15 protein-coding genes and 1 pseudogene are annotated in these 22,461 nt (G+C 66.9%); 12 read left to right on the plus strand and 4 right to left on the minus strand.

The window, feature by feature from the left end; all coding sequences use genetic code 11:
- Nucleotides 1-109: 109 nt before the first annotated feature.
- The 9 genes from SSA01S_RS06745 to SSA01S_RS06785 all read left to right on the plus strand — a co-directional run bounded on the left by SSA01S_RS06745 (nucleotide 110) and on the right by SSA01S_RS06785 (nucleotide 10,979).
- On the plus strand, nucleotides 110-364 hold the full coding sequence (locus SSA01S_RS06745; RefSeq protein ID WP_061779758.1) for a hypothetical protein: 255 nt from the start codon (nucleotides 110-112) through the stop codon (nucleotides 362-364).
- A 151-nt stretch (nucleotides 365-515) separates the two neighbouring features.
- A complete protein-coding gene (locus SSA01S_RS06750) occupies nucleotides 516-2,150 on the plus strand; it encodes a TldD/PmbA family protein (RefSeq protein WP_061779759.1) in 1,635 nt (544 codons plus the stop codon).
- Between the two features lie 11 nt (nucleotides 2,151-2,161).
- Nucleotides 2,162-3,499 (plus strand): TldD/PmbA family protein, encoded by a 1,338-nt coding sequence (locus SSA01S_RS06755; protein ID WP_061779760.1) that lies wholly within the window; start codon nucleotides 2,162-2,164, stop codon nucleotides 3,497-3,499.
- A 16-nt stretch (nucleotides 3,500-3,515) separates the two neighbouring features.
- Complete coding sequence (locus SSA01S_RS06760) at nucleotides 3,516-4,217, plus strand: DUF4159 domain-containing protein (protein ID WP_061779761.1); 702 nt, start codon at nucleotides 3,516-3,518, stop codon at nucleotides 4,215-4,217.
- A 4-nt stretch (nucleotides 4,218-4,221) separates the two neighbouring features.
- Nucleotides 4,222-5,205, plus strand: coding sequence for an AAA family ATPase (locus SSA01S_RS06765; RefSeq protein ID WP_061779762.1), 984 nt, complete (start codon nucleotides 4,222-4,224; stop codon nucleotides 5,203-5,205).
- A 5-nt stretch (nucleotides 5,206-5,210) separates the two neighbouring features.
- Nucleotides 5,211-6,089 carry a DUF58 domain-containing protein gene (locus tag SSA01S_RS06770; RefSeq protein WP_061779763.1) on the plus strand — a complete coding sequence of 293 codons (879 nt, stop codon included), beginning with the start codon at nucleotides 5,211-5,213 and terminating at the stop codon, nucleotides 6,087-6,089.
- Nucleotides 6,089-7,234, plus strand: coding sequence for a BatA domain-containing protein (locus SSA01S_RS06775; RefSeq protein WP_206378940.1), 1,146 nt, complete (start codon nucleotides 6,089-6,091; stop codon nucleotides 7,232-7,234). Before SSA01S_RS06770 ends, SSA01S_RS06775 begins: the two co-directional genes overlap by 1 nt.
- The gene (locus SSA01S_RS06780) at nucleotides 7,231-9,273 is read left to right on the plus strand and encodes a DUF4175 family protein (RefSeq protein WP_167348895.1); all 2,043 of its coding nucleotides are present in this window, start codon (nucleotides 7,231-7,233) and stop codon (nucleotides 9,271-9,273) included. The genes SSA01S_RS06775 and SSA01S_RS06780 overlap by 4 nt, the downstream gene beginning before the upstream one ends.
- Nucleotides 9,270-10,979, plus strand: a complete 1,710-nt coding sequence (locus SSA01S_RS06785; RefSeq protein ID WP_156477694.1) for a carboxypeptidase regulatory-like domain-containing protein — start codon at nucleotides 9,270-9,272, stop codon at nucleotides 10,977-10,979. The genes SSA01S_RS06780 and SSA01S_RS06785 overlap by 4 nt, the downstream gene beginning before the upstream one ends.
- On the opposite strand, the gene SSA01S_RS06790 is transcribed toward SSA01S_RS06785, so the two are convergent.
- Together SSA01S_RS06790 and SSA01S_RS06795 are read right to left on the minus strand one after the other, a co-directional pair.
- Nucleotides 10,969-13,467: a putative bifunctional diguanylate cyclase/phosphodiesterase gene (locus SSA01S_RS06790; protein ID WP_061779767.1), complete on the minus strand. Its 2,499-nt coding sequence runs from the start codon at nucleotides 13,465-13,467 to the stop codon at nucleotides 10,969-10,971. The genes SSA01S_RS06785 and SSA01S_RS06790 overlap by 11 nt on opposite strands.
- 113 nt (nucleotides 13,468-13,580) lie before the next feature.
- Nucleotides 13,581-14,588, minus strand: a complete 1,008-nt coding sequence (locus SSA01S_RS06795) for an alpha/beta hydrolase (protein ID WP_206378939.1) — start codon at nucleotides 14,586-14,588, stop codon at nucleotides 13,581-13,583.
- Between the two features lie 560 nt (nucleotides 14,589-15,148).
- On the opposite strand from SSA01S_RS06795, the gene SSA01S_RS06800 reads away from it, so the two are divergent.
- Nucleotides 15,149-16,603, plus strand: a complete 1,455-nt coding sequence (locus tag SSA01S_RS06800) for a tyrosine-type recombinase/integrase (RefSeq protein ID WP_061779768.1) — start codon at nucleotides 15,149-15,151, stop codon at nucleotides 16,601-16,603.
- On the opposite strand, the gene SSA01S_RS19040 is transcribed toward SSA01S_RS06800, so the two are convergent.
- A protein-coding gene (locus SSA01S_RS19040; RefSeq protein ID WP_156477695.1) for an IS630 family transposase occupies nucleotides 16,570-17,516 on the minus strand; the annotation gives its coding sequence in 2 pieces (ribosomal slippage) (nucleotides 16,570-17,180 and nucleotides 17,180-17,516; 948 coding nt in all). The two genes, SSA01S_RS06800 and SSA01S_RS19040, sit on opposite strands and share 34 nt — an antisense overlap.
- Before the next feature lie 371 nt (nucleotides 17,517-17,887).
- On the opposite strand from SSA01S_RS19040, the gene SSA01S_RS06815 reads away from it, so the two are divergent.
- Together SSA01S_RS06815 and SSA01S_RS06820 are read left to right on the plus strand one after the other, a co-directional pair.
- Nucleotides 17,888-18,118 (plus strand): hypothetical protein, encoded by a 231-nt coding sequence (locus SSA01S_RS06815; RefSeq protein WP_156477696.1) that lies wholly within the window; start codon nucleotides 17,888-17,890, stop codon nucleotides 18,116-18,118.
- 234 nt (nucleotides 18,119-18,352) lie between these two features.
- Nucleotides 18,353-19,321, plus strand: a pseudogene (locus SSA01S_RS06820) (IS110 family RNA-guided transposase).
- A 731-nt stretch (nucleotides 19,322-20,052) separates the two neighbouring features.
- Here SSA01S_RS06820 and SSA01S_RS06825 read toward each other — a convergent pair.
- Nucleotides 20,053-22,461: an FtsX-like permease family protein gene (locus tag SSA01S_RS06825; RefSeq protein WP_206378955.1), complete on the minus strand. Its 2,409-nt coding sequence runs from the start codon at nucleotides 22,459-22,461 to the stop codon at nucleotides 20,053-20,055.

The raw sequence follows: 22,461 nt of genomic DNA on the forward strand, positions 1-22,461 counted from the left end.
GCCGGGGTGGCGTTGGCTCTGCATGGTTTGCGTATGTGAGAAGGGTTCTTTGTCGACATGTCCCCCACATCCTTCGTCATGCGTTGAAGCGATTTCGGAAGGCATTTCCATGAACGAGACGACCAAAGTCGGCCTTCGCCGCTCCGCCGAGATGGCAGCGGTCTTCATGATCGGCGACGGGTTGCTGGGCCTGCTCCAGCCCGTTCGGCATGTCGATCTGTGGCGGTCGGAGGTGGCGGCGGTCGATGGACTGGTCCGCCCCTTTGCCGGGCGTCCGGGGCGACGACGCGCCTATGGACTCGTGCAGCTGGCCGCCGGACTGACGCTGGCGACGATGCTGAGGCCGATACCCGACCGGCGTTAGACCGGTCCCGGTAACTCCCGATAATTTAGACACTTTCCCTGGCGCGCGGCCACGCCCGATGCGGCCCCATTAAGCGCTTGACCGACAGGCTGTGTTGGTCAACCATCACGCCCAGGGACCTGGCGAAGGGCCGGGCGGGGGAGATGAGATAGTGCATCGACGCGACTTCATGGCCGCCAGCGGCGCGGGGCTGGGCGCCCTGCTGCTGGGGGCCTTTCCGGGCCGGGCGATCGCCGCCGAGGAATTGCTGTCCACCATGGACGTCGGCTTGAAGAAGCGGCTGTCCGACGTGGCGCTGAACACCGCCAAGAGCGCCGGATGCAGCTATTGCGACGTGCGTGTCGGGCGTTACCTGCGCCAGTTCGTGGTGACGCGCGAGAAGAATGTCGAGAATGTCGTCAACACCGAATCGACCGGCGCGGGTATCCGTGTCATCGCGGGCGGGGCCTGGGGCTTTGCCGCGACCAACGACCTGACGCCCGACGGCGTCGCCGCCGCGACGCGCCAGGCCGCCGCCATCGCCAAGGCCAATGCCCGCATCCAGTCGGAGCCCGTGCAGCTTGCCCCCGTGACGGGCGTCGGCGAGGTGTCGTGGCGCACGCCCATCGTAAAGAACGCGATGGCGGTGCCGATCAAGGACAAGGCCGACCTGCTGCTGGGCGTCAACGCCGCCGCGACGGGTGCGGGCGCGGACTTCGTGAATTCGATCCTGTTCGTCGTGAACGAGCAGAAATACTTCGCCTCGACCGACGGGTCGTACATCGATCAGGACGTGCACCGCATCTGGGCACCGATGACGGTGACGGCGGTCGACAAGACCACCGGCAAGTTCCGCACGCGCGAGGGGCTGTCCTCGCCGCGGGGCATGGGCTTCGAGTATCTGGACGGCAACGCCGCCGACAAGCGCACCCTGCCGGGCGGCGCGGTCGTCTATGGCAACAGCTATGACATGCGCGAGGATGCGGTCTTCGCCGCCAAGCAGGCGCGCGCGAAACTGACCGCGCCCTCGGTGAAGCCGGGCAAGTACGACCTGGTGCTCGACCCGTCCAACCTGTGGCTGACCATCCATGAGTCGGTCGGCCACCCGCTCGAGCTCGACCGCGTGCTGGGCTATGAGGCCAATTATGCGGGGACGAGTTTCGCCACCCCCGACAAGCTCGCCGCGCATTTCCAATATGGCAGCCCGCAGGTGACCATCGTCGCCGACAAGACCCAGCCCGGGAGCCTCGGCGCCGTCGCCTATGACGACGAGGGCGTGAAGACCAAGCAGTGGGACCTGATCCGCGACGGCAAGCTGGTCGATTACCAGGCCATCCGCGACCAGGCGCACATGATGGGCAAGACGGCATCGGACGGTTGCTGCTATGCCGACAGCTGGTCCTCGGTGCAGTTCCAGCGCATGGCCAACGTCTCGCTGCAACCCGGCAAGGCGGCGATGACGCCCGAACAGATGATCGCAGGGGTCGAGAACGGCATCTACATCATCGGCGACGGCTCCTTCTCGATCGACCAGCAGCGCTATAACGCGCAGTTCGGCGGCGAGCTGTTCTATGAGATCAAGAACGGCAAGATCACCGGGCAGATCGAGGATGTCGCCTATCAGATCCGCACGCCCGAATTCTGGAATAGCTGCGTCGGCGTGTGCGACCGCAGCGATTACCGGCTGGGCGGGTCCTTCTTCGACGGCAAGGGCCAGCCATCGCAGGTGTCGGCGGTCAGCCATGGCTCGTCCACGGCGCGCTTCAACGGCGTCAATGTCATCAACACCGCGCGCGCGCTCGGCTGAGGAATCCACCCATGACCATGTTCACCGAGGAACAGGCCCGCGCGATCTGCGCCAAGGCCGTATCGATGTCCAAGGCCGATGACTGCACTGCGCAGTTGAGCGGATCGGTCACCGGCAATATCCGCTTCGCGCGCAATGGCGTGTCGACCAGCGGCATCGTCGATACCGCCGACCTGGCGGTCGAGGTCGCGTTCGGCAAGCGGTCGGGGGTCGCGACGATCAACCAGTTCGACGATGCGTCGCTGGAGCGCGTGGTGCGTCGCGCCGAGGAGCTCGCCCGGCTCGCGCCCGAGAACCCCGAATATATGCCCCCGATCGGCAAGCAGGCCTATCGCGCCAGCGACACGTTCAGCCCCGCGACCGCCGCGATCACCCCCGATTACCGGGCGCAGGTCGCCGCCGCCTCGATCACCCCGTGCAAGGCGGGCAAGCTGGTCGCGGCGGGGTATCTGGAGGATGGGCAGAGCTTCGTCGCCTTTGCCAACAACAAGGGCAATTCAGGTTATCAGCGCTCGACCGGGCTCGATTACACCTGCACCGTCCGCACCGAAGATGGGCGCGGGTCGGGCTGGGTCGGGCATAACGTCCAGGACGCCAGCAGTTTCGACGCCGGGACCGATATCCGCACCGCGATGCGCAAGGCTTCCGCGTCGGTCGACGCCAAGGCGATCGAGCCGGGCAAATACACCGTCATCCTGGAACCGGCGGCGGCGGCGGGCCTGATCTCGTTCATGATGAATTTCTTCGACGCACGCTCGGCCGATGAAGGCCGCAGCTTCCTGTCGAAGAAGGGCGGCGGCAACAAGATCGGCGAGCAGGTGTTCGGGCCGCAGGTCGATATAGCGACCGATCCCTGGGCCCCAGGTGCCGCCGTGCTGCCCTGGGACAATGGCAGCTATCTGCCGCGCCAGAAGATGCCGATCATCACCGGCGGCAAGGTCCAGAACCTGGAATATTCGCGCTACTGGGCGCAGAAGCAGGGGAAGCAGCCGGTGGCAGGTCCCGGCAACCTGTTGATGGCGGGCGGCACCAAGTCGACCGCCGAGCTGGTCCGCACCACCGAGCGCGGCATCCTGGTCAGCCGCACCTGGTATATCCGCATGGTCGATCCGCAGACCGTGCTGCTGACCGGCCTGACCCGTGACGGCACCTTCTATATCGAAAATGGCGAGATCAAATATCCGATCAAGAACCTGCGCTTCAACGAAAGCCCGGTGATCATGCTCAACAATATCGACGAGCTGGGCAAGCCGGTGCGCGTGGCGGGCGACGAATCCTCGCTGGTGATGGTGCTGCCACCGATGCGGCTGCGCGACTTCACCTTCACCTCGCTGTCCGACGCGGTGTGATGGCGGCGGGCGCGGCATGACCGATCGCGGCGTGACCCGCGCCGAGTTCCTGATGGGCGCGCTGGCGGCAACCCTGCTGCCGACGCGCCTGTCGGCCGCGCCTGCCTACGACTTCTGGTTCACCCGGCTGCGTTATGAAAGCGGGGACTGGGACGTCGACCGGCGGATGCCGTCGAACATGATCACCGCGCTGATCGACTATACCAATTTGCGCGTCGATCCGAAGGAGCATGTCGTCGCGCTCGCCGATCCGAAGATGCTGACCGCGCCCTTCTGTTACCTTGCCGGGCACAAGCTGGTCGAGTTCAACCCGGCCGAGAAGCGCAACTTCGCCACCTATGTGCGCAATGGCGGCTTCGTGCTGGTCGACGACTGCAACCACGATATCGACGGGCTGTTCGCCAAGTCGTTCGAGCGACAGATGGCGGCGATCTTCGGCCCCCGTGCGCTGGCCAAGCTGCCCAACACCCACCCCATCTACCGCCGTTTCTTCAAGTTTACCGGGCCGCCGCCGACGGGCCTCGAGCTTAATGGCTGGGGCGACGATCTGGTGCATGATTACCTGCGCGGCATCGCGATCGGCGGGCGGCTGGGCGTCCTCTACTCCAACAAGGATTATGGCTGCGAATGGGACTACGACTGGCGCAACAAGCGTTTCCTGGCGGTCGACAATACCCGCTTTGCCGTCAACATCGCGCTCTATGCGCTGAGCGCCTGATCCGATGACCGAGGCGGATATCCAGGACAAGCTGGCGCGGCTGACCGGCCTTCGCGACGCGATCGGCCAGGCGATCATCGGCCAAGCCGAAGTGGTCGAGCAGCTGCTGATCGGCCTGATCGCGGGCGGCCACTGCCTGTTGGAGGGCGTGCCGGGGCTCGGCAAGACGCTGCTGGTGCGCAGTCTCGGCCAGGCGCTCGACCTGCCCTTCCGCCGTATCCAGTTCACCCCCGACCTGATGCCCAGCGACATATTGGGCACCGAGCTGCTGGAGGAGGATCACGGCACCGGCAAGCGTCATTTCCGCTTCCAGCCGGGGCCGATCTTCACCAGCCTATTGCTGGCGGACGAACTCAACCGCACACCGCCCAAGACCCAGGCCGCGCTCCTCGAGGCGATGCAGGAAAAGACGGTCAGCTATGCGGGCGTCACCCACCGCCTGCCCGAGCCGTTCTTCGTGCTGGCGACGCAGAACCCGCTGGAGCAGGCGGGCACCTATCCCCTGCCCGAGGCGCAGCTCGACCGGTTCCTGCTGCACGTCCGGGTCGGCTATCCGTCCGAGGCGGAGGAAGCCGCGATCCTGGCGCAGACCACCGGGTCGGCGACCGCCACCGTGCCGCGCGTGATGGACGGCGCGGAGATCGTCGCTATCCAGCATCTGGTGCGCGAGGTGCATCTGTCCGCCGACCTGCTCGGCTGGATCAACCGGCTGGTCCGCGCGACCCGGCCGGGCGAGGGCGCGCCCGCGATCGTCGGGCACTATGTCCGCTGGGGCGCGGGACCGCGCGCCGGGCAGTCGCTGGTGCTGGCGGCCAAGGCGCGCGCGCTGCTGCACGGGCGGCTCGCCGCGACGCGCGAAGATGTCCAGGCTTTGGCCGCCCCCGTCATGCGCCACCGGCTGCTGCTGTCCTTCGCCGCCGAGGCCGAGGGCAAGAGCGCCGACGATGTCGTCGCGGGCGTGCTGGCCGCGTTACCGCTCGACGCCTGAGCCGGGTGAGCGCCGACCCCATCCCGCCGGCCGTCCGGCACCGGCTGTCATCCTTGCGCCTCGTCTCGCGTCGTCTGGCGGGCGGCGACGGACTGGGCCTGCATGCCAGCCGCAGTAGGGGCGCAGGGTTGGAGTTCGCGCAATATCGCCCCTACGAACCCGGTGACGAGCCGCGCCAGATCGACTGGAAACTCTATGCCCGCGCCGATCGCTTCTTCGTGCGCGAGGCGGAGCGGGAAAGCCCGTTGCGCCTGTGGATCATGGTCGATGCCAGCGCGTCGATGGCGCAGGCCGATGCCGATGGCGCGACGCGGATCGGGGCGGCGCGGGGGCTGGCGGCGGCACTGGCCGAGCTGGCGCTGGCGGGCGGCGATCGGTTCGGCTGGGTCTGGCTGAGCGAAGGCGGACTGCATGTCGCCACCCCCGCCAACGGCACCCGCCAGCGCGACCGGTTGCGATTGGAGCTGGGCACGATCCCCATCGGCGGCGGCTTTCCCGGCCCCGCCACGCTGACCCCGCTCTGGGACCGGATCACCGCGCGCGACATGGTGGTGATGCTCAGCGACTTTTTCGACGAAGCCGCCGCGGCGCTCGCCGTCCGACTGGCCTCGGCGGGGCGCGAGGTGCTCACGATCCAGCTGCTGACCGTGGCCGAGCGGGACTTTGCGTTCGAAGGCGGCCATCTGTTCCGCGATCCCGAGACGGGCGAGGAACTGCTCGGCGATGCGCCCGCGTTGCGGGCCGAATATCTCGAACGCTTCGCCGCCGCCCGCGCGGCCCTGGCGGCGGAATTGCAGGCGAGCGGCGTCCGCCACACCACCCATGTCATCGACGAAGCGCTCGACGCGCCCTTGCGCCGCCTGTTCGGGCGGGGTGGAGGGTGATGCCGACGCTGCTCGCCCCCATGGCGCTGGTCGCCCTGGCCGCGCTGGCGCTGCCGCTGCTGATTCATCTGGCGCGGCGGACCGAGCAGCGGCGGACCGACTTCGCCGCGCTCCGCTGGCTGCGCGCCAAGCCCCGCCCCCGCCAGCGTCCGCGTTTCGAGGAATGGCCGCTGCTGATCGTCCGGCTGCTGCTGCTGGCAATGCTGGCGCTCTGGCTGGCGCGGCCGGTGACCCCGGCGGCCCCCGATCTGCGCCCGCGCCTCTATGTCGTGCCGGGTATCGCGGCGACGCCGGCCGCTCGGTGGCGAACCGAGGATAGCGACGCGCATTGGCTCGCCCCCGGCTTTCCGTCGCTGGACGGCCCCGCGCCGCCCGCCATCGTTCCGGTCGCCAGCCTCGTGCGGCAGCTGGACAGCGAATTGCCGCCCGGCGTGCCGGTCCGTGTGCTCGTGCCAGAGGTGATCGAGGGCGCCGATGCGCAGGTGCCGCGCCTGTCGCGCGCGGTCGACTGGCGGATGGTGCCGGGCCGTATGCCAGCACCCAGACCCGCCACGCCGACACCGCTCGCCCTAACCATTCGGGCGGCACAGGGGCGCGGCGACACCCGCTATCTCGCCGCCGTCGCCGCCGCCTGGCAAGCGCCGGGCAGGGCCGTCGACATCGCCGCGCTCACCGCGCCGCTACCCGATCGCGGTAAGCCCCTCGCCTGGCTGGGCCGCGGTGCGATGCCCGCCGAGCTGGTCGCCTGGGTCCGCGCGGGGGGCACGGCGATCGTTCCGGCCGAGATGACAGCACCGCCCGGCCCTGTCGTCACCGCCGCGCGCGATGGCCAGGGTCGCGCCTTTCTTCAGCTGACGCCGCTGGGACAGGGCAGGCTGTTCCGGTTCACCGTGCCCCTGTCGCCCGCACGGTTGCCCGCGCTGCTCGAACCCGATTTCCCCGACCGTCTGCGCAGCGCGATCCGCCCGGCACCGACACCGACGCGCGCCTATGCCCACGATATCGCCCCCGACACCGGTGCGCCGCCAGGCTTTCGCCCTACACCACTGCGCGAATGGCGTGACGTCATCGCGCTGATCGTCGGGGCGCTGTTCCTCCTCGAACGCTGGCTCGCCACCGCGCGGCGGCGATGGCCCGGACCATGATCGCGGAAGACTGGCTCCGTCCCGCCCGGCGGCGTGCGGCTCTGATCGTCATGCTCGCCGCCGCGCCGGTGCTGGCGGTCGTGACGGCGGCGGCGCTGCGCTGGTTCGGGCCGGTTGTGGCGACAATCCTTGGCCTGCTGACCATCGGCGTGGCTGGTTTGGTCGCCCGCCACCATGCGCAGCGCCTGACACACATCTGGCTGATCCGCGCATGGAATGGTCTGCGCCCCGATCTCGAGGATAGCGCCGAGCTGCTGTTCAGCGCCCCCGCCACGCTCGGCCCGCTGCAGGTCCTGCAACGCGACCGATTGCAAACGCGGATCGATGCCGTCCCGCCACCCGATCTGCGCCCGCCCCTGCCAATGCGGACGCTGGCGCTGGCCTGGGCCTTTGGCCTTGCCATCGCCATTGCCCTGCTCCTCTGGCCCATGCAGCGGATGGCGGACACTCTGGCACCGAGCGGTGAGGAAACACCCACCGCCCCCGGCATGGCCCGGCTGGTCGGCCAGCGCCTGCGCATCGTGCCGCCCGCCTATACCGGCCTGCCCGCGCGCGATCTGGGCGAGCTGGATGCTAAAGTGCCACAGGGGTCGCGGCTGATCTGGACGCTGGCCTTTGCGCCTGAACCCAGCGGCGCTTCGCTCGCCATCCTCGGCGGCGGTGCGATCCCTCTTTCCAGGACGGGCGAACGCTGGGGGGCTAGCACGATCCTCACCGCCTCGATGCTCTATCGCATCGCGCCCGTATCCAGCCGCCGCCACCGGATCGAGGCGATCGTCGACCAGCCGCCCGTCGTGACCGTGCGCGCGCCAGCCAAAACCCTGTCCATCGCCACGGCGGGACAGCGCGGCTGGCCGCTGGTCTTCGAGGCGACCGACGATTACGGCGTCGTCGCCCAGGCCGACCTGACCATCACCGTCGCAGCGGGCGAGGGCGAGAATGTCAGCTTTCGCGAGCATCATCTGCGCCTACGGGGCGGCGGCGATCCCCGGCAACGACGCTTTTCCACGACCCTCGACCTCGCCGTGCTCGGCTTCAACGGTCCGGGTGATCTGATCGCGCAGCTGACCGTCCGCGACGGGCGCAACCCCGGCCCGCATATCGTGCGCAGCCCCAGCCTGATCCTGCGCCGCCTGCCCCCGTCCGTGTCGGAGGGCACCGGCATTGACGGCGCGCTGCGCGCCACCCTGCCCGCCTATCTCCGCAGCCAGCGCCAGGTCATCATCGACACCGAAGCGCTGCTGCGCGAGCGCGGCCGCCTGTCGCCCGAGCGGTTCCGCCAGCGCAGCCTGGCGATCGGCGAGGATCAGGCCGCGCTCCGCCTGCGCTATGGCCAGTTCCTGGGCGGCGAGCATGAGATGCACGGGACCGAGCTGCCCACCAGCGACCCCGCGCCGACCACGCTGGGCAAGGACGACGATGTGCTGGGCGATTTCGGCCACAAGCATGACGAGGGCGAGGCCGCGACCCTGTTCGATCCCGAAACCCGCGCCCGCCTGACCCAGGCGGTCGACCAGATGTGGCAGTCGGAAGGCGCGCTGCGCGGTGGCGAGCCCGCCCGCGCCCTGCCCTTCGCCAACCGCGCGCTGGTGCTGATCAAGCAGGTGCAGCAGGCGACCCGCGTCTTCTTGGCCAAGGTCGGCGGCAGCGAACTGCCCCCGATCGACGAAGCCCGTCGCCTGACCGGCAAGCGCGACGATATCGCGCCGGGTGATCCCGGGCTGTCCGCCCTGCCGATCGATAGTGAGGCAGGGGCGGCCTGGGCCGCGATCGATGGGACACCGGGCGTGGCGACGAACCTGACGCCGCTGACCCGCTGGTTCCGGGCCAACCGGGCGCGGGTCGGTGATCCGTTGGCCTGGGACGATGCGCTCGACCGGTTGCGGCGCGATCCGGGGTGCGAGCCGTGCCGCGTCCGGCTGCGCGGCCTGGTCTGGGGCGCGCTTCCCCGCCCGCCGGTCGGCGCGGCCCGGCGCGATGGCGCGGGGCAGAGCGGCGCGCGCTATCTGGATGCACTGGCGCGGGGGACCGGCCGATGAGCGCAATGATCCTGCCCGCCCTGCTGGCGCTGGCCGTGCTGGTGGCGTGGGTCCGCCTCGGCTGGCGACAGTCGCGCGCGGGCGAGCGCTCGCGCGGCTGGCGCGTCGCGCTGCTGCTGCTTGCCCAGCCCGCGCTGGCCGTCCTGCTGTACCTGACGCTGGCACCGCCATCGACACGCCTCGCGGAGCCGGACGTGCTGACCGTCCTGACCCGGGGCGGAACGGCTGCTGGCGGGCAGACGGTCGCCCTGCCCGAGGCCGGAGGGCCGCGCGGGATCGAACAGGCGCCCGACCTCGCCACCGCGCTGCGCCGCCATCCCGGCATCCGCCGTCTGCGCATCCGGGGCGAAGGGCTGGAGGCGCGCGACCGGCCTGTGGCGCACGGGCTGGCAATCGCGTTCACCCCCTTGCCGCTGCCGCAGGGAATGGTCGCGTTCACCCCACCGGATCGGACCGCACCGGGCAGTGTGTTCCGTGTGTCAGGCCAGGTCGAGGGTGGGGGCAGCGTCGAGCTGCTCGATCCGGCGGGTGCGAAGATCGCCGCCGCACCACTCGATGGCGAAGGCCGGTTCACGCTGGAGGGTCTCGCGCGCGTGCCGGGCGTGGCCTTGTTCCGCCTGCGTAGCCGGGGTCCGCGCGGCGACGCCGTGTCCGACACGGACATCCCCGTCTGGACCGCCGCCGAACCCGGCCTGCGCGTGACGCTGCTCGGCGGCGCACCGGGGCCGGAGGTGAAGTTCTGGCGACGCTGGGCGAGTGATGCGGGGTTGAATCCGGTCGTCCGCGTGTCGCTGGGCGCGGGGCTGGATCTGGGTGATCCGATGCCGCCCCTGACTGTCAGCGGACTGGCAAAGGTCGACCTGCTGATCCTGGACGAACGCAGTTGGGCGGGGCTCGGCGCGGGCGAGTGGGCGGCGGTCGCGGCGGCGGTACGCGGCGGTATGGGCGTGCTGCTGCGCGTCACCGGGCCGGTGCCGTCGGGCTATGGCGCGGCCCTGGGCCTGCCCCTGTCGGGCGGAGTCGCGACCGCGCCCGTCCGGTTGCTGGGACGTGACGGCAAAGCCCTGCCGACCCTGACGCGCCGTATCGCACGGATCGGCGCGGGCGATACCCAGACGCTGCTGAACGATGCGACCGGGGCGGAACTAGCCGCATGGCGGGCGCTGGGGCGCGGGCGGGTCGGCGTCTGGCTGGTCACCGACGCCGCCGGTCTGGTGACCGCCGGGCATGGCGAAAGCTATGGCGAGCTATGGATCCGGATGATCGCCACCCTGGCGCGGGCCGGGAATGCGCCATCACCGCGTTTCGACCCGCTGGCACATCGGGGAGAACGGACCGCGCTTTGCGGGCTGGAGCCGGGCGACACGCTGGTGAGGCCGAATGGGCAGGCTGTGCGATTGCTGCCCGATCCCGCGACGCTCGGTTGCGCGGGTTACTGGCCCCGGGTCGACGGATGGCATGTGCTGCGCCGGGGTAAGGACGCATGGCCCTTCTATGTCCGCGCCACCCTGCCGATTGGTCTGGCGGCGGCCGAACGGCGCGACGCGACGCTGGCGCTGGTCCGCGAGGGGGGGGACATGCGCCCCGCTTATGCTTCGTCACCGCGTCCCGGTGAGTCCTGGCCGTGGCTGCTCGGCTTCCTCGCACTGGCGGGTCTGGTCTGGTGGTTCGAGCGGGCGCGGTTCGGGCGCGGCCCTAGCCTGTAGCGACCAAGGGGAGGATCATGCCGCCCGCCATGGCCACATGAGGGGTCGGGTGGCCATACAGAAAACCCTGTCCCAGCTGGCATCCCAACTGGCGCAGCCGCAGGGCCTGTACCTCGGACTCGATCCCTTCGGCCACCACCACCTTGCCCAGCCCGGTGCCCAGCCCGACGATCGCGCTGACGATCGGGAAGGTCCCGTCCTCGGGCTGGTCGAGTTCGGCGACGAAGGAGCGATCGATCTTGATCCGGTCGACCGGCAACTGGCGCAGATGGACCAGCGAGGCATAGCCGGTGCCGAAATCGTCGAGCGCGATGCTGACGCCCGCATCGTGCAGTTCGCGCAGATTGGCCAGGATGCTGTCCGCCGCGCGGTCCAGCATCACGCCCTCGGTCACCTCGACGCACAGCCGCTGGGGCGCGATGCCGTGATGCGCCATCCGGTCCAAGACATGGCGCGCCGCACGCGGCCCCGACAGCTGGGCGGAAGTGAAATTGACGCTCAGCACCCCGAGCCATTCGCCGGAATCGCGCAGCAGGGTCATCGCCATATCCAGCACATGATCCTGAATCCGCATCCCGATCCGCTCGGCGACCAGCACATCGGCGAAATGATCCGGAGTCATCAGCCCGTGCAGCGGGTGGTCCCAGCGCAACAGTGCCTCGTAACCGCACACCGTCTCGGTCGATAGCGTGACGATGGGCTGCAAATGGAGTGAGAATTCACCTCGTGCCAAGGCCCCCTCCGCCTCGCCCACGACCGCCAACTGCCGGTCGCGCAGGCGACGCTGCACCGGGTCGTAGCGGATATAGCGGCCACGCCCCTGCCGCTTGGCGGTGTACAGGGCCAGATCGGCATTCTGGTAAAGCAGATCGAGCGCCTGGGCATCGTCGGGGAAGCGCGCCGCACCGATGCTGAACGACAGGGTACAGCCCGGATCGCCCGCGCTCCAGCACTCGCCCTGAATGGCGGACACCGCCTCGACCAGCACCGCCTCGATCAAGGGTTCGCCGGGGCACAGGATCACGAACTCGTCCCCCCCGATCCGCGCGACCCGCATATCGGCCAGGGGGCGCACCGCTCCCGCGAGCGCCACCGCGACATAGCGCAGCAGCACGTCGCCACTGGCATGGCCCAGCCGGTCGTTCACGTCCTTCAGATAATCGACATCGATCAGGAACAGGGTGAACGGCTTGGCCTCCGCGATCAGCGCCTGCGCCTGTTGTTGAAAGGCGGCACGGTTGCCCAATCCGGTCAGGAAATCGGTCTGAGCAGCGGAGCGCAGCGCCTTGGCCTCGGCCAGGTCGACCTCGCGACGTTGGCGGGCTTGGTCCAGTTCCTGCCGGATCAGGCGGAACCGGTCGGCGATCGCCAGCGACAGGACCAGCGCCTCGAAGGCGAGCGCGGCGAAGGTCGCCATGTCGACCAGATCGTTCTGCGGCGCAAACCCCAGATTGCGGATCAGCCTCGCGACGAAGACCGAGATCACCGGTCCCCAACCGATCATATAGAACCAGATGACCCGGCTGCCCCGTCGCACCGCGATGACGCACGACAAGGCGATCGAAAGCGCGGTCCCGGCGATCGCATAGTTGAGCAGCCGGTCGGTCAGCACGGGAAGAAGCCACTGGTCGGCCGCCGCCACGAAGCCCAGCACCGCGCCGACCGCCGCCAGCCACCGCCCCCAGCGGATCAGCCAGCGCGGCAGCACGCCCTCCTCGATCACCGCGAACAGGAACATGTTCCCGCCCGCGACCATCAGCCCGACCAGCACGAAATCCAACCGCACCGCGAGCGGCCCCACCAGTTGCGGGAACACCAGCATCGCCGTGTTGGACCAGGTCAGGCCATAGGCCAGCGACACTGTTACCCAGAAGATATACCAACGCTGAAACGGATGCCGCTTTCCGGTGTGGATGACCAGATTGTAGAGCAGCGCCGACAACAACGTGCCCGCGAACAGGCCGATCAGCACCAACCAGGCGACGTCCACGCCGGTCGGCGTCGATCCCGGTCGGGCGATGATCTTGCGCATCAGCGACAGGTCGTCGATGTGCCGGAAACCGATATACAGGCCGCGCACCTCGCGACCCGGCGGCGGAATAGTGAATTTCAGCAGGCCCCCAGGGGCCCCGTGATCGCTCAGCTCCGATGCCGCCCGGACCAGGCGCACCGTCCCCCGTTCGGTCCGCGCCAGGACCGCGATCCGATCGAAACGCGTCTGATCAACCAACAGGCTCCATCCACCGGGCAGTTCGGCCAGCCGCGACGGATCGAGCCGCAGCCACAGCCATGGGCCGCCCCGGCTGGGGGCGTCCACGCCGCACCGATACGGCGCGCGGTCGATCGCCGCATCCATCGCTCTATCGGGCAGGACGGCGCTGCACATCGAAGGGTACAGGTCGACAGGTGCGGCCAGGGCCGTGCGCGGCATGAGCCCCGCCACGAGGAGCAGCAACGCCAGCCCCCATGCCCTGATAGTCGATGCCACTGACGCGGCCCCCCTGCGATCCAAAGACGAAGGGAGCGCTATACGGGATAGATTAAGATTTCAGTCAACTAACTAAAACGTATCGTCGCGCCATTTTGTTCCATCCGCAAGGCTCAGAGCATTTTGATCTGCTCCATCCAGCGTTCGACCAGCTGCGGCCACAGGCCCACGGGCTCGGCGGCATGGCGCATCGCAAAGGCGTGGCCGCCCCTGGCGAACAGATGGAGTTCGGTCGACACCCCCGCCTTGTCGAGCGCGCGGGCATACATCAGGCTATTGCACACCGGATCGACGGGATCGTCCCAAGCCTGGACGATGAAGGTCGGCGGCGCGGCGGCGGTGACCGGCAGCGTCTTGTCAAAGTTCGAGTCGTCGCGACAGATATGCCCTGGATACAGCGCGACCGCGAAGTCGGGGCGGCTGCTGATCCGGTCGACCGCATCGACCGGGCGATAGGTCCGCGCCAGGATATTGCTGGTCTGTGCGACCAGATAGCCGCCCGCCGACATGCCCAGCACGCCGATCCGGCGCGGATCGATGCCCAGTTCTTTCGCCTTGGCGCGGACCAGCCGGATCGTCCGCTGTGCGTCCTGCAGCGCGCGCGGGATGGCGGGCGTGATCTGGCGTCGGGTCTTGTCGTCCCAAAAGTCGTTGCCGCCCGGCGCGCGATATTTGGAGACGATGCAGGTGACTCCCTTGGCGGTCAGCCAATGGCAGATCTCGGTGCCTTCCAGGTCGATGAAGACCTTCTGGAAACCACCGCCGGGAAACACGATGATGGCGGTGCCGTTGGCATGCCCCAGCGCGGGCATGATCGTCATGGTCGGCACCGCGATGTTGACGACCGCCTGCGACCGACCGCTTATGCCCTGGGGATCGTCATAGGTCTGGACGCCTTCGGGCGGTTGGGGGCGGAAAGTGCCGTCCGGCGCGGGGCCCGGCCAGATCGACACCTGCCTCAGCCCGGCGGGTGCCTGCCACACGCCCTGCACCACCGGCGGCGGACCGGCGCTCGCCCGCGCCTTGGCCTGCGCGTTCGTGGCAGCATCCAGGCCCGACGCGCCACAGCCCATGGTCAGCCATGCCGCCATCGACAGGATCGACAGATGAACACGTCTCATGAAACGCTCCGCCAGATGATGCTGGCCCGAAGCTTCCCACCGGTCGCCGCCCGCCACAACGCATCATATTTCCGGCTAGGCATGAGGCAATCTCATGGCCGCTTTACCAAGTTATGTGGCTTGGCGCGACCATAGCAGAGGATGCGCAGGACAGCTGGAACAGCAGGTCCCGGCCACCCACGTCGGAGAGCATTGATCATCGGCAATCGATGCGCAGCAATCCCCGCCGATTCCTACGGCACCTTGCTCTCAGGACCGCAAGTCTCCGACAGAACCGGCACGATTCAACGAACTCGGAATACGCGTTCCAGGCTCTTCCCTGTCGAATTTACGAATTTATGGCGGAGACGGAGCCCTCAGAACCATTCAATTCGCCCATGATCACCAACGCCCAAAGAAGTTCCATTTTTTCTTTTTTATACAGCATGGTAGCACCGCTCAGACGTCTGCCTTGTTCGTCACCGTTCGTCGAGTTTAGCGGCAAGCCAAGTTGAAAATGGGCACCAATATGGGCACCAACTGGGCACGACTTTGGGCATCATAAAGGTTCGACGGACGACATGGCTCACGCGCTGAATAAGCTGATCGCAAGACAGGTCGCATCCATCAAGGAGCCGGGTCGATATGCCGACGGCGGCGGCCTTTATTTCCGGATCACCAATGCCGGATCGAAGTCATGGGTGTTTATGGTGACACAAGGGGGCAAGCGTATCGAGATTGGCCTGGGCCGGGTCATTAACCGCCCGCTGGCCGCCGCCCGCCAAATGGCGCAGCAGATGCGTGATGCCATGGCCGAGGGCAAAGACCCCCGCTCCGTGCTGGCAGATGCCTTACACCCTCAGCCCGCTGAACCCGCCCTCACGCCCCTCACGTTCGGCGAGTTTGCCGACCAATATATCGCCAGTGTTGAAGATGGCTGGAAAAGCCCTATTCACCGGCAGCAGTGGCGCAGCAGCCTTCGCGATCACGCGGGCTCTCTATTGGCCAAGCCCCTAGCCGACATCTCGACCGATGACGTGCTGGCAGTGCTCGAGCCCATCTGGCTGACCAAAGCGGAAACCGCCAAACGGGTGCGAGGCCGGATCGAGAAGGTCCTGGCAGCGGCCATGGCGCGCAAGCTGCGCCCTCGAGATGCCATCAACCCAGCCGCGTGGCGTGGACATCTGCAGGTGTTGCTGCCGTCACAGGCCAAGGTCACTCGTCATCACCATGCGGCGCTCGCCTATCACGATGCCCCCGCCTTTATGGCGCAACTACGTAACCGCACTGCCCTAGCGGCGCGGTGCCTGGAGTTCACCATCCTGACGGCGGCACGCAGTGGTGAAGCCCTGGGCGCGATCGACATCGAGAACAAGCTGTGGGTGGTGCCGGGCGAACGTATGAAGGCAGGTACCGAGCACATCGTGCCGCTAAGCGATGCTGCCATGGCGGTATTGGACCGGATTCCAGCCGGCAATCGCAAGCGCACCGACCCTGTGCTTGGCGTAGCGGGTGCAGCGCGCAGCAACATGGCCATGGCAATGCTGCTGCGCCGTATGGGCCACGGCGACATCACCACGCATGGATTTCGCTCGACCTTTCGCGATTGGGCAGGAGATCGCACCGACTTTCCGCGCGAAATTATCGAACAGGCTCTAGCGCATACCATTCAAAACAAAGCAGAACGTGTGCACCGCCGAGGAACTGCGGTGGATCGCAGACGGCATTTGATGCAAAATTGGGCAGCTTTCTTGTTTGGTCCGCACCGGATTGACGCCGTCAACAGTGGACCTAGCAACCTCCGACTTCCGATATCAGAGGATCTCATGAAAGAAAGTCAGAACGAAGGCGTTTGCTACGTTAGCGCTGGCGATGCAGTAGATTATCTCGCACAGCACGTCGGCGGCACATATCAGGCGCGAACCTTGATCATCGACGCCATGCACAGCGGGGATCTCGTCACGAGGTGCGACACATTATGGGAAATTAGAGCGTTTTCCGATCAGTCTGCGTCATATCCGGCGTTGGCGAAGTAGTTGGTACACTCCTGTGGTGAGTACAGGTCGAGGATGTGGCCGATGGCGTTCCACAGGCCGTGGATAGTGCGCTCGGCAGCCTTGCGCAGGTGCGCTTTGAGCTTGGAGAAGGCCTGCTCGATCGGGTTGAAGTCGGGGCTGTAGGGCGGAAGGAAGAGCAGCCTGGCACCCGCCGCTTCGATGGCGTCGCGCGCTGCGGGCGTTTTGTGGCTCGACAGGTTGTCCATGATGACGATGTCGCCAGGTGAGAGGCCGGGCACCAGCACCTGGCGAACATAGGCAACGAAGGCATCGCGGTTGATCGGACCATCGAGCACCATCGGCGCGACCATACCGGTGCGGCGTAGGCCGGCGACGAGGGTGGTGGTCTTCCAGTGTCCGTGGGGCACGCCCGAGCGCAGCCGCTCGCCGCGCCGGCAGCGACCGTGGCGACGCGCCATGTTGGTGAACGCCCAGGTCTCGTCGATAAAGACCAAGCGTTCGGGATCGAGATCGAACTGGCCATCGAACCACTCTTCCCGGCGCTTCAGGATGTCGGGGCGGTCCTGCTCGGTGGCGTGCGCTGTCTTTTTTTGCGCGTGATCCGATGCCGGTCGAAGAACCGCCACAGTGTCCCGATCCCGACGGGCGTGCCGCGTTCGGCGAGCAACGCCTGTAACTCCACCAGCGTGATGTCGTCCTTTGCCTCGATCGCGGCGAGGATGAAGGCTGCGTGTGCGTCGATCCGGGCCGCACGGCGATCGCCGCCCTGCGGCTTGGCTGCCGGTGTGCCGTGCCGAACGACCAGCTGCCGCCAGCGGATCGCGCTGGCGGCGCTCACCCCGAACCGCGCTGCCGCAGCACGGCATGACATCCCGCCACCAATTGCGGCGACCACCCGCTCCCGAAGATCCTGTGACAGTACTCGCGGCATCTGTGCCGGCCTCCTGACCCGGCTCAAAGCCTGAATCAAAAAACCGCGCCGGTGTGAATCCTCTACGATTCAGAAGGACCGGAAAACGCTCTAGAAAGGCGAATCCTTCCGATGAATGGTAAAGGATAATAAGACTGAAAAATGTTATCAGCACAAATGTCGAACTTCCGGCAGATTATTGACATGGAAGCTATCACTGGCCCACTGAAACAAGACGCCGGCAATGGAATGATGGGAATTTTATTTTGGATAGAAGGTAAAATCCTGCGGATCCTTTTTGGGACTATGCCCTCGAGAATGTCCACTTTGAAGAATCCCAGCTCGAACACCTCATGGGAAAATCAAGCCGGGCCGGCGTCGGTGGACGGAAGTTGCACGAAGCGCGCTGGGCAGAATTTTGGCTAAACATAATCTATCAATCTGGCGTCGATAAGATTGATTGGACGAAATTTCCAAGCCGCAATGTCCTTAAAGAATACATAATAGACCAATGCAACGAGGACGCGTTTGCCGACAGCAGCGCCGCTTATGCGGTGGACTTGGCTTGGGACAAGCTGGTGGAGTGCTCCCGCCAGGATCGTGAGGTTTGGGAAGGCTCCTGAGTTACCGGGAATAGCCGCGAACGGCTGCATAAGATTTCGAACTAGTTGTTGCTCGTCCGCGGATCATAGGGATCGGGCGGACGAGCAGCACACTATGACTGACCGCTACACCCTATCGATCAAAGATGCCCGCAAGGCTCTCGGCATTGGCCGTGACGTGATGGGTTGGACGGCCCCTGCACCAGCGTAGCTGTGCAATGATGTGGTCGTTGAGCCACGTCTAGGAGTCGATCCATGCAGCAGGATGTCGTGACCGTCGGTGTCGATCTGGCGAAGAACGTGTTTCAGATCCACGCGATTGGTGCTGATGGAAAGGTGTTGGTGCGGCGGCAGCTCCGGCGCGGCAAGGTACTGAAGTTCTTCTCGTCGTTGCCGCCGTGCCTGGTAGGGATGGAGGCATGCGCGTCGGCGCACCATTGGGGCTGAGAGCTTTTAGCGCTGGGCCATGATGTCCGACTGATGCCGCCGGCCTATGTTAAGCCATGCGTGAAACGCGGGAAGACCGACGCCGCGGATGCCGAGGCGATGTGCGAGGCTGTAACCCGGCCGACGATGAGGTTCGTGGCGGTAAAGAGCGTCGATCAGCAGGCGGTGCTGATGCTCCACAAGACCCGTGATCTGCTGGTGCGACAGCGAACCGCACTGATCAATGCGCTGCGGGCACACCTGTCGGAGTACGGGATCGTCACCAGCAAGGGGCCCGGCGGTGTCACCGCGCTCATGAAGCTCCTTCACGAGGGGCAAGAGAAGCTGCCAGCATATGCCCGGTCAGCGCTGCATACTACCGGTGCTCAACTGCGATCGCTGGCAAGCGAGGTCAACCGGCTTGAGACACTGATCCTCGCCTGGCACCGTGCCGATGACACCAGCCGCCGGCTTGCGACCATTCCCGGCATCGGTCCGATCACCGCGTCGGCGATCGCCGCGGCTGTACCCGATGCATCGCTATTCCGCTCCGGCGGAAAGGAGCGGCTTGGCGGCATCAGCAAGCAGGGCGACGGGTACCTCCGCAAGCTGCTGGTCGTCGGCGCGACCGCGGTGATGCGTATGGCGCGCAAGGATGCCAGCCGACAGCCGTGGCTAGCGCGACTGCTCGAGCGCAAGCCGGTGAAAATCGCGACCGTCGGGCTCGCCAACAAGACAGCGCGCATCGCTTGGGCGGTGATGGCGCGCAAGGAGGTCTACGCGGCGGCTGCCGCGTGACCGCTGTCCTCGCCGACCGCAGAGCAGCCGACAGGATGGTGTAAGGGCAGCTGAATGGTGATGACAAACCGGTCAGACCGGGGATCGAACAAACCCAGGGGAGCAGAGCGCTTCGAGCGCGATGACGTGATTAGGGATCCGATCCGCGGACTTCATCAGGGCCAGCAGCCATGAGGTGCTGCACGAACAGGCCGAACCCATGGATGCACCCGACCGGTGCTCATCGCCGCACGAAAGCTCTTGCACCGCAGGGGTCGTCCACACATGGCTCAACGACCACATCATTGCACAGCTACGCTGGTGCAGGGGCCGTCCAACCCATCACGTCAGCCGCCCTCCCCTTCGCCGCGAGGCCCCAGAAGCAGACATGCGCTCCATCTGGACGGCTCACCAATTCCAGCCGTTCGTTAATTGCGGCCGATGCCCCCATCGAATCTCGTACACCTCTTCCGCCTTGATTGATTTGATCCGCCATGCAGCAACCGTCGCGCGGTTCCGTTCGCCTAAGGTGATCTTGCGCCCGGGTGCTGTCGAAGCAACTGCACATGGCTGATTGAAGACGTGTTTCTTCCCCGTTTACCTACTGTTTAGCAGTCAACCGGAGGATGATCCCAGAAACACCAGGCAAGTTTGCGGCACTGACAGCGATGCGTGCATAGCTCAGGCGACCGAAATGGCCACACAGCGCTGCTCTGGAGCAAGCCGGTACGTCGGTTCGACGATAACCCAATCTATTCATAGCGCAGCGCCCGCGTCGGCTCGGCGCGGGCGACGCGCAATGCCTGCCCCGCTACCGTTGCCGCAGCAATCGCCACCGCCGCGGCGCCGGCCGCGACGAAGAATAGCGGGGATAGTGCGATCCGGTCGGCGAACGCGGCCAGCCACTGTCGCATGGCATAATAAGCGATCGGCGCCGCCAGCACCGTCCCCACCAGCACCGGCCGCAGGAACTGCCCGATCAGGAGCCGCAACACCTCGGCGGTCGAGGCGCCCAGCGTCTTTCTGATCCCGATTTCCTTGACCCGCCGCGCCGTGTCGAACGCAGCGAGCCCGTACAGGCCGACGCACGCGATGACGACGGCCAGCACCGCGCCCATCGCGAAGAGCCGCATACGCTGGGCGTCCTCGCGGATATATTCCTCATACCGCGCCTGCTCGACCGTTTTCGCCTCGAAGGGCACGGTCGCCGCCTGCCGGTGCCAGACCCGTTCGATCGCCGCCAGCGTCGCGCCGGTCGCACCGGTGTAGCGGACGAAGCCGACCGCATGGTCCGGCGGCTCGTGTCGCCAGATATACATCATCGCATCCTCGCCGTTCCTCGGCCCGTTGAAGCGCAGATTGTCGATCACGCCGACGACCTGGGACTCTTTTTCGGTGTCATCCAGCGACTTGCCCACGACCTTTTCCGGCGCACCGAGGCCCAGCTTGCGCACCGCTGCGGCATTGAGGATCACGTTGCTGAACATGATCACTCCGGGGCGCGACTTCGCGCCGCTGTCGTCGCCGCCGAAGCGCGGGTCGAAATCGCGCCCGGCGATCAACCGCGCGCCGATCAGCTTCAGGAAATGGTCGCCGACCTGCGTGAAACTGATCGATAGCGGCGCCTTCGCGCCATTCGGGCTCTTGAGCGTGCGAATGGCATAGGTGCCTCCCGCTGGCGTGAAGCTGCTATACGATACCGCGGTCACGCCCGGTACGGCGCGGATCGCCTCGAGCAGCCGCAGCCGCCGTCCGGGGTCGAGCGCCTGGTCGCCCAGCGACGGGATCAGCAGCAGCCCGCGTTGGTCGAACCCCAGATCGGCCGAGCGGACATGCCAGGTTTGCGCGACCAGGATCGCGGTGCCCGCGCCCAGCGCCGCGGCGATGGCGAATTGCAGTACGACGAGCGTCTGGCGCAGCCGCGCCCCCGCCCGGCCGCCCCCCGGCGCCCGCGTCGAGGCGAGCACCGCGGCCGGGCGGAAACGCGACAGCAGCAGCGCGGGATAGAGGCCCGCCATCACCCCCGTACCGATCACCAGCAGCACCAGCGGCAGTAGGATCGACTGCGCGCCGCCGTAATGGATCGCGAGTGCCGTGCCACCCGCCGCGTTGATCGCGGGCAGCGCCAGTTCCGCCAGCGCCAGCCCGACCAGCCCGGCCAGCGCGGCGGCGGCGATCGATTCGCCCAGGAACTGCACCACCAGCGCGCGCCGGGTCGCGCCCAGCACCTTGCGCATCGCGACCTCGCGCGCCCGCAATCCGGCGCGGGCCGTGGCGAGATTGACGTAATTGACCAGCGCGATCAGCAGCGTGACGATCCCGATCGCCCCCAGCGTCGTCACCACCGTCCGCGACGAGGATTGCTGGAGATGCAGCGACGACAGCGGCACGAACTGGAGCGTCGCTTTCGTCCCCGTCATCGCCTCGGGGATCGGGTGGCGGCGTATGAGCGCTGGCATGTCCGCCTCCAGCCGCTTGGCCGCCGCCGCGTCCGGCAGTTGCACTAGCACAGACGACCCGCCAAAGCCCCAGCCGTCCTTCGCCGGATCGGGCGCCGCGATCGGCACGAACAGGTCCGCCGTGAAGTCGGTATCCGGCGGCAGGTCGCGCAGCACCGCAGCAACGAGGACATCGACGCGCTTGCCGGCCGAGGTGAAGCTCAGCGTCCGGCCGACCGCATTGGCGGTGCCGCCGAAATAGGTGCGCGCCATCGCCTCGGTGATCGCGGCCTTATTCGCCATGGTCATCGCCCGCACCGGATCGCCCGCAACCGCCGGATAGGGCATCAGCCGGAAGAAGGACGGATCGACGCGCATCAGTTCCTTCGCGACCGCGCCCTGGCCGTTGCGGACGCTAACCGTTTCGGTCTTGAACCGCGTCGCCCTGATCTCCGGCCTTTCGCTTTGCAGGAACGGGACGAACTGGTCCGCCGTCGACGGGTTGTCGAAACCGTCGGGATAGTCGGGCAGGACGATGTGGCTGTGCACCATCCACAGCCGGTCACTGCCCGGTACCCAGCGGCCGTATTGCGTCTCGAACCGGACGAACAGGAACAGCACTAGGAACACCGCGATGCCGAGCGCGAGCCCGCCGATATTGAGGGTCGCATAGAGCCGGTGCCGGGCCAGCGAGCGGTAGAGCGAGGTGAGGATGGAGGACAT

Origin of the sequence: Sphingomonas sanguinis NBRC 13937 (genome assembly GCF_001591005.1) — a bacterium.
GTDB lineage: Bacteria > Pseudomonadota > Alphaproteobacteria > Sphingomonadales > Sphingomonadaceae > Sphingomonas > Sphingomonas sanguinis.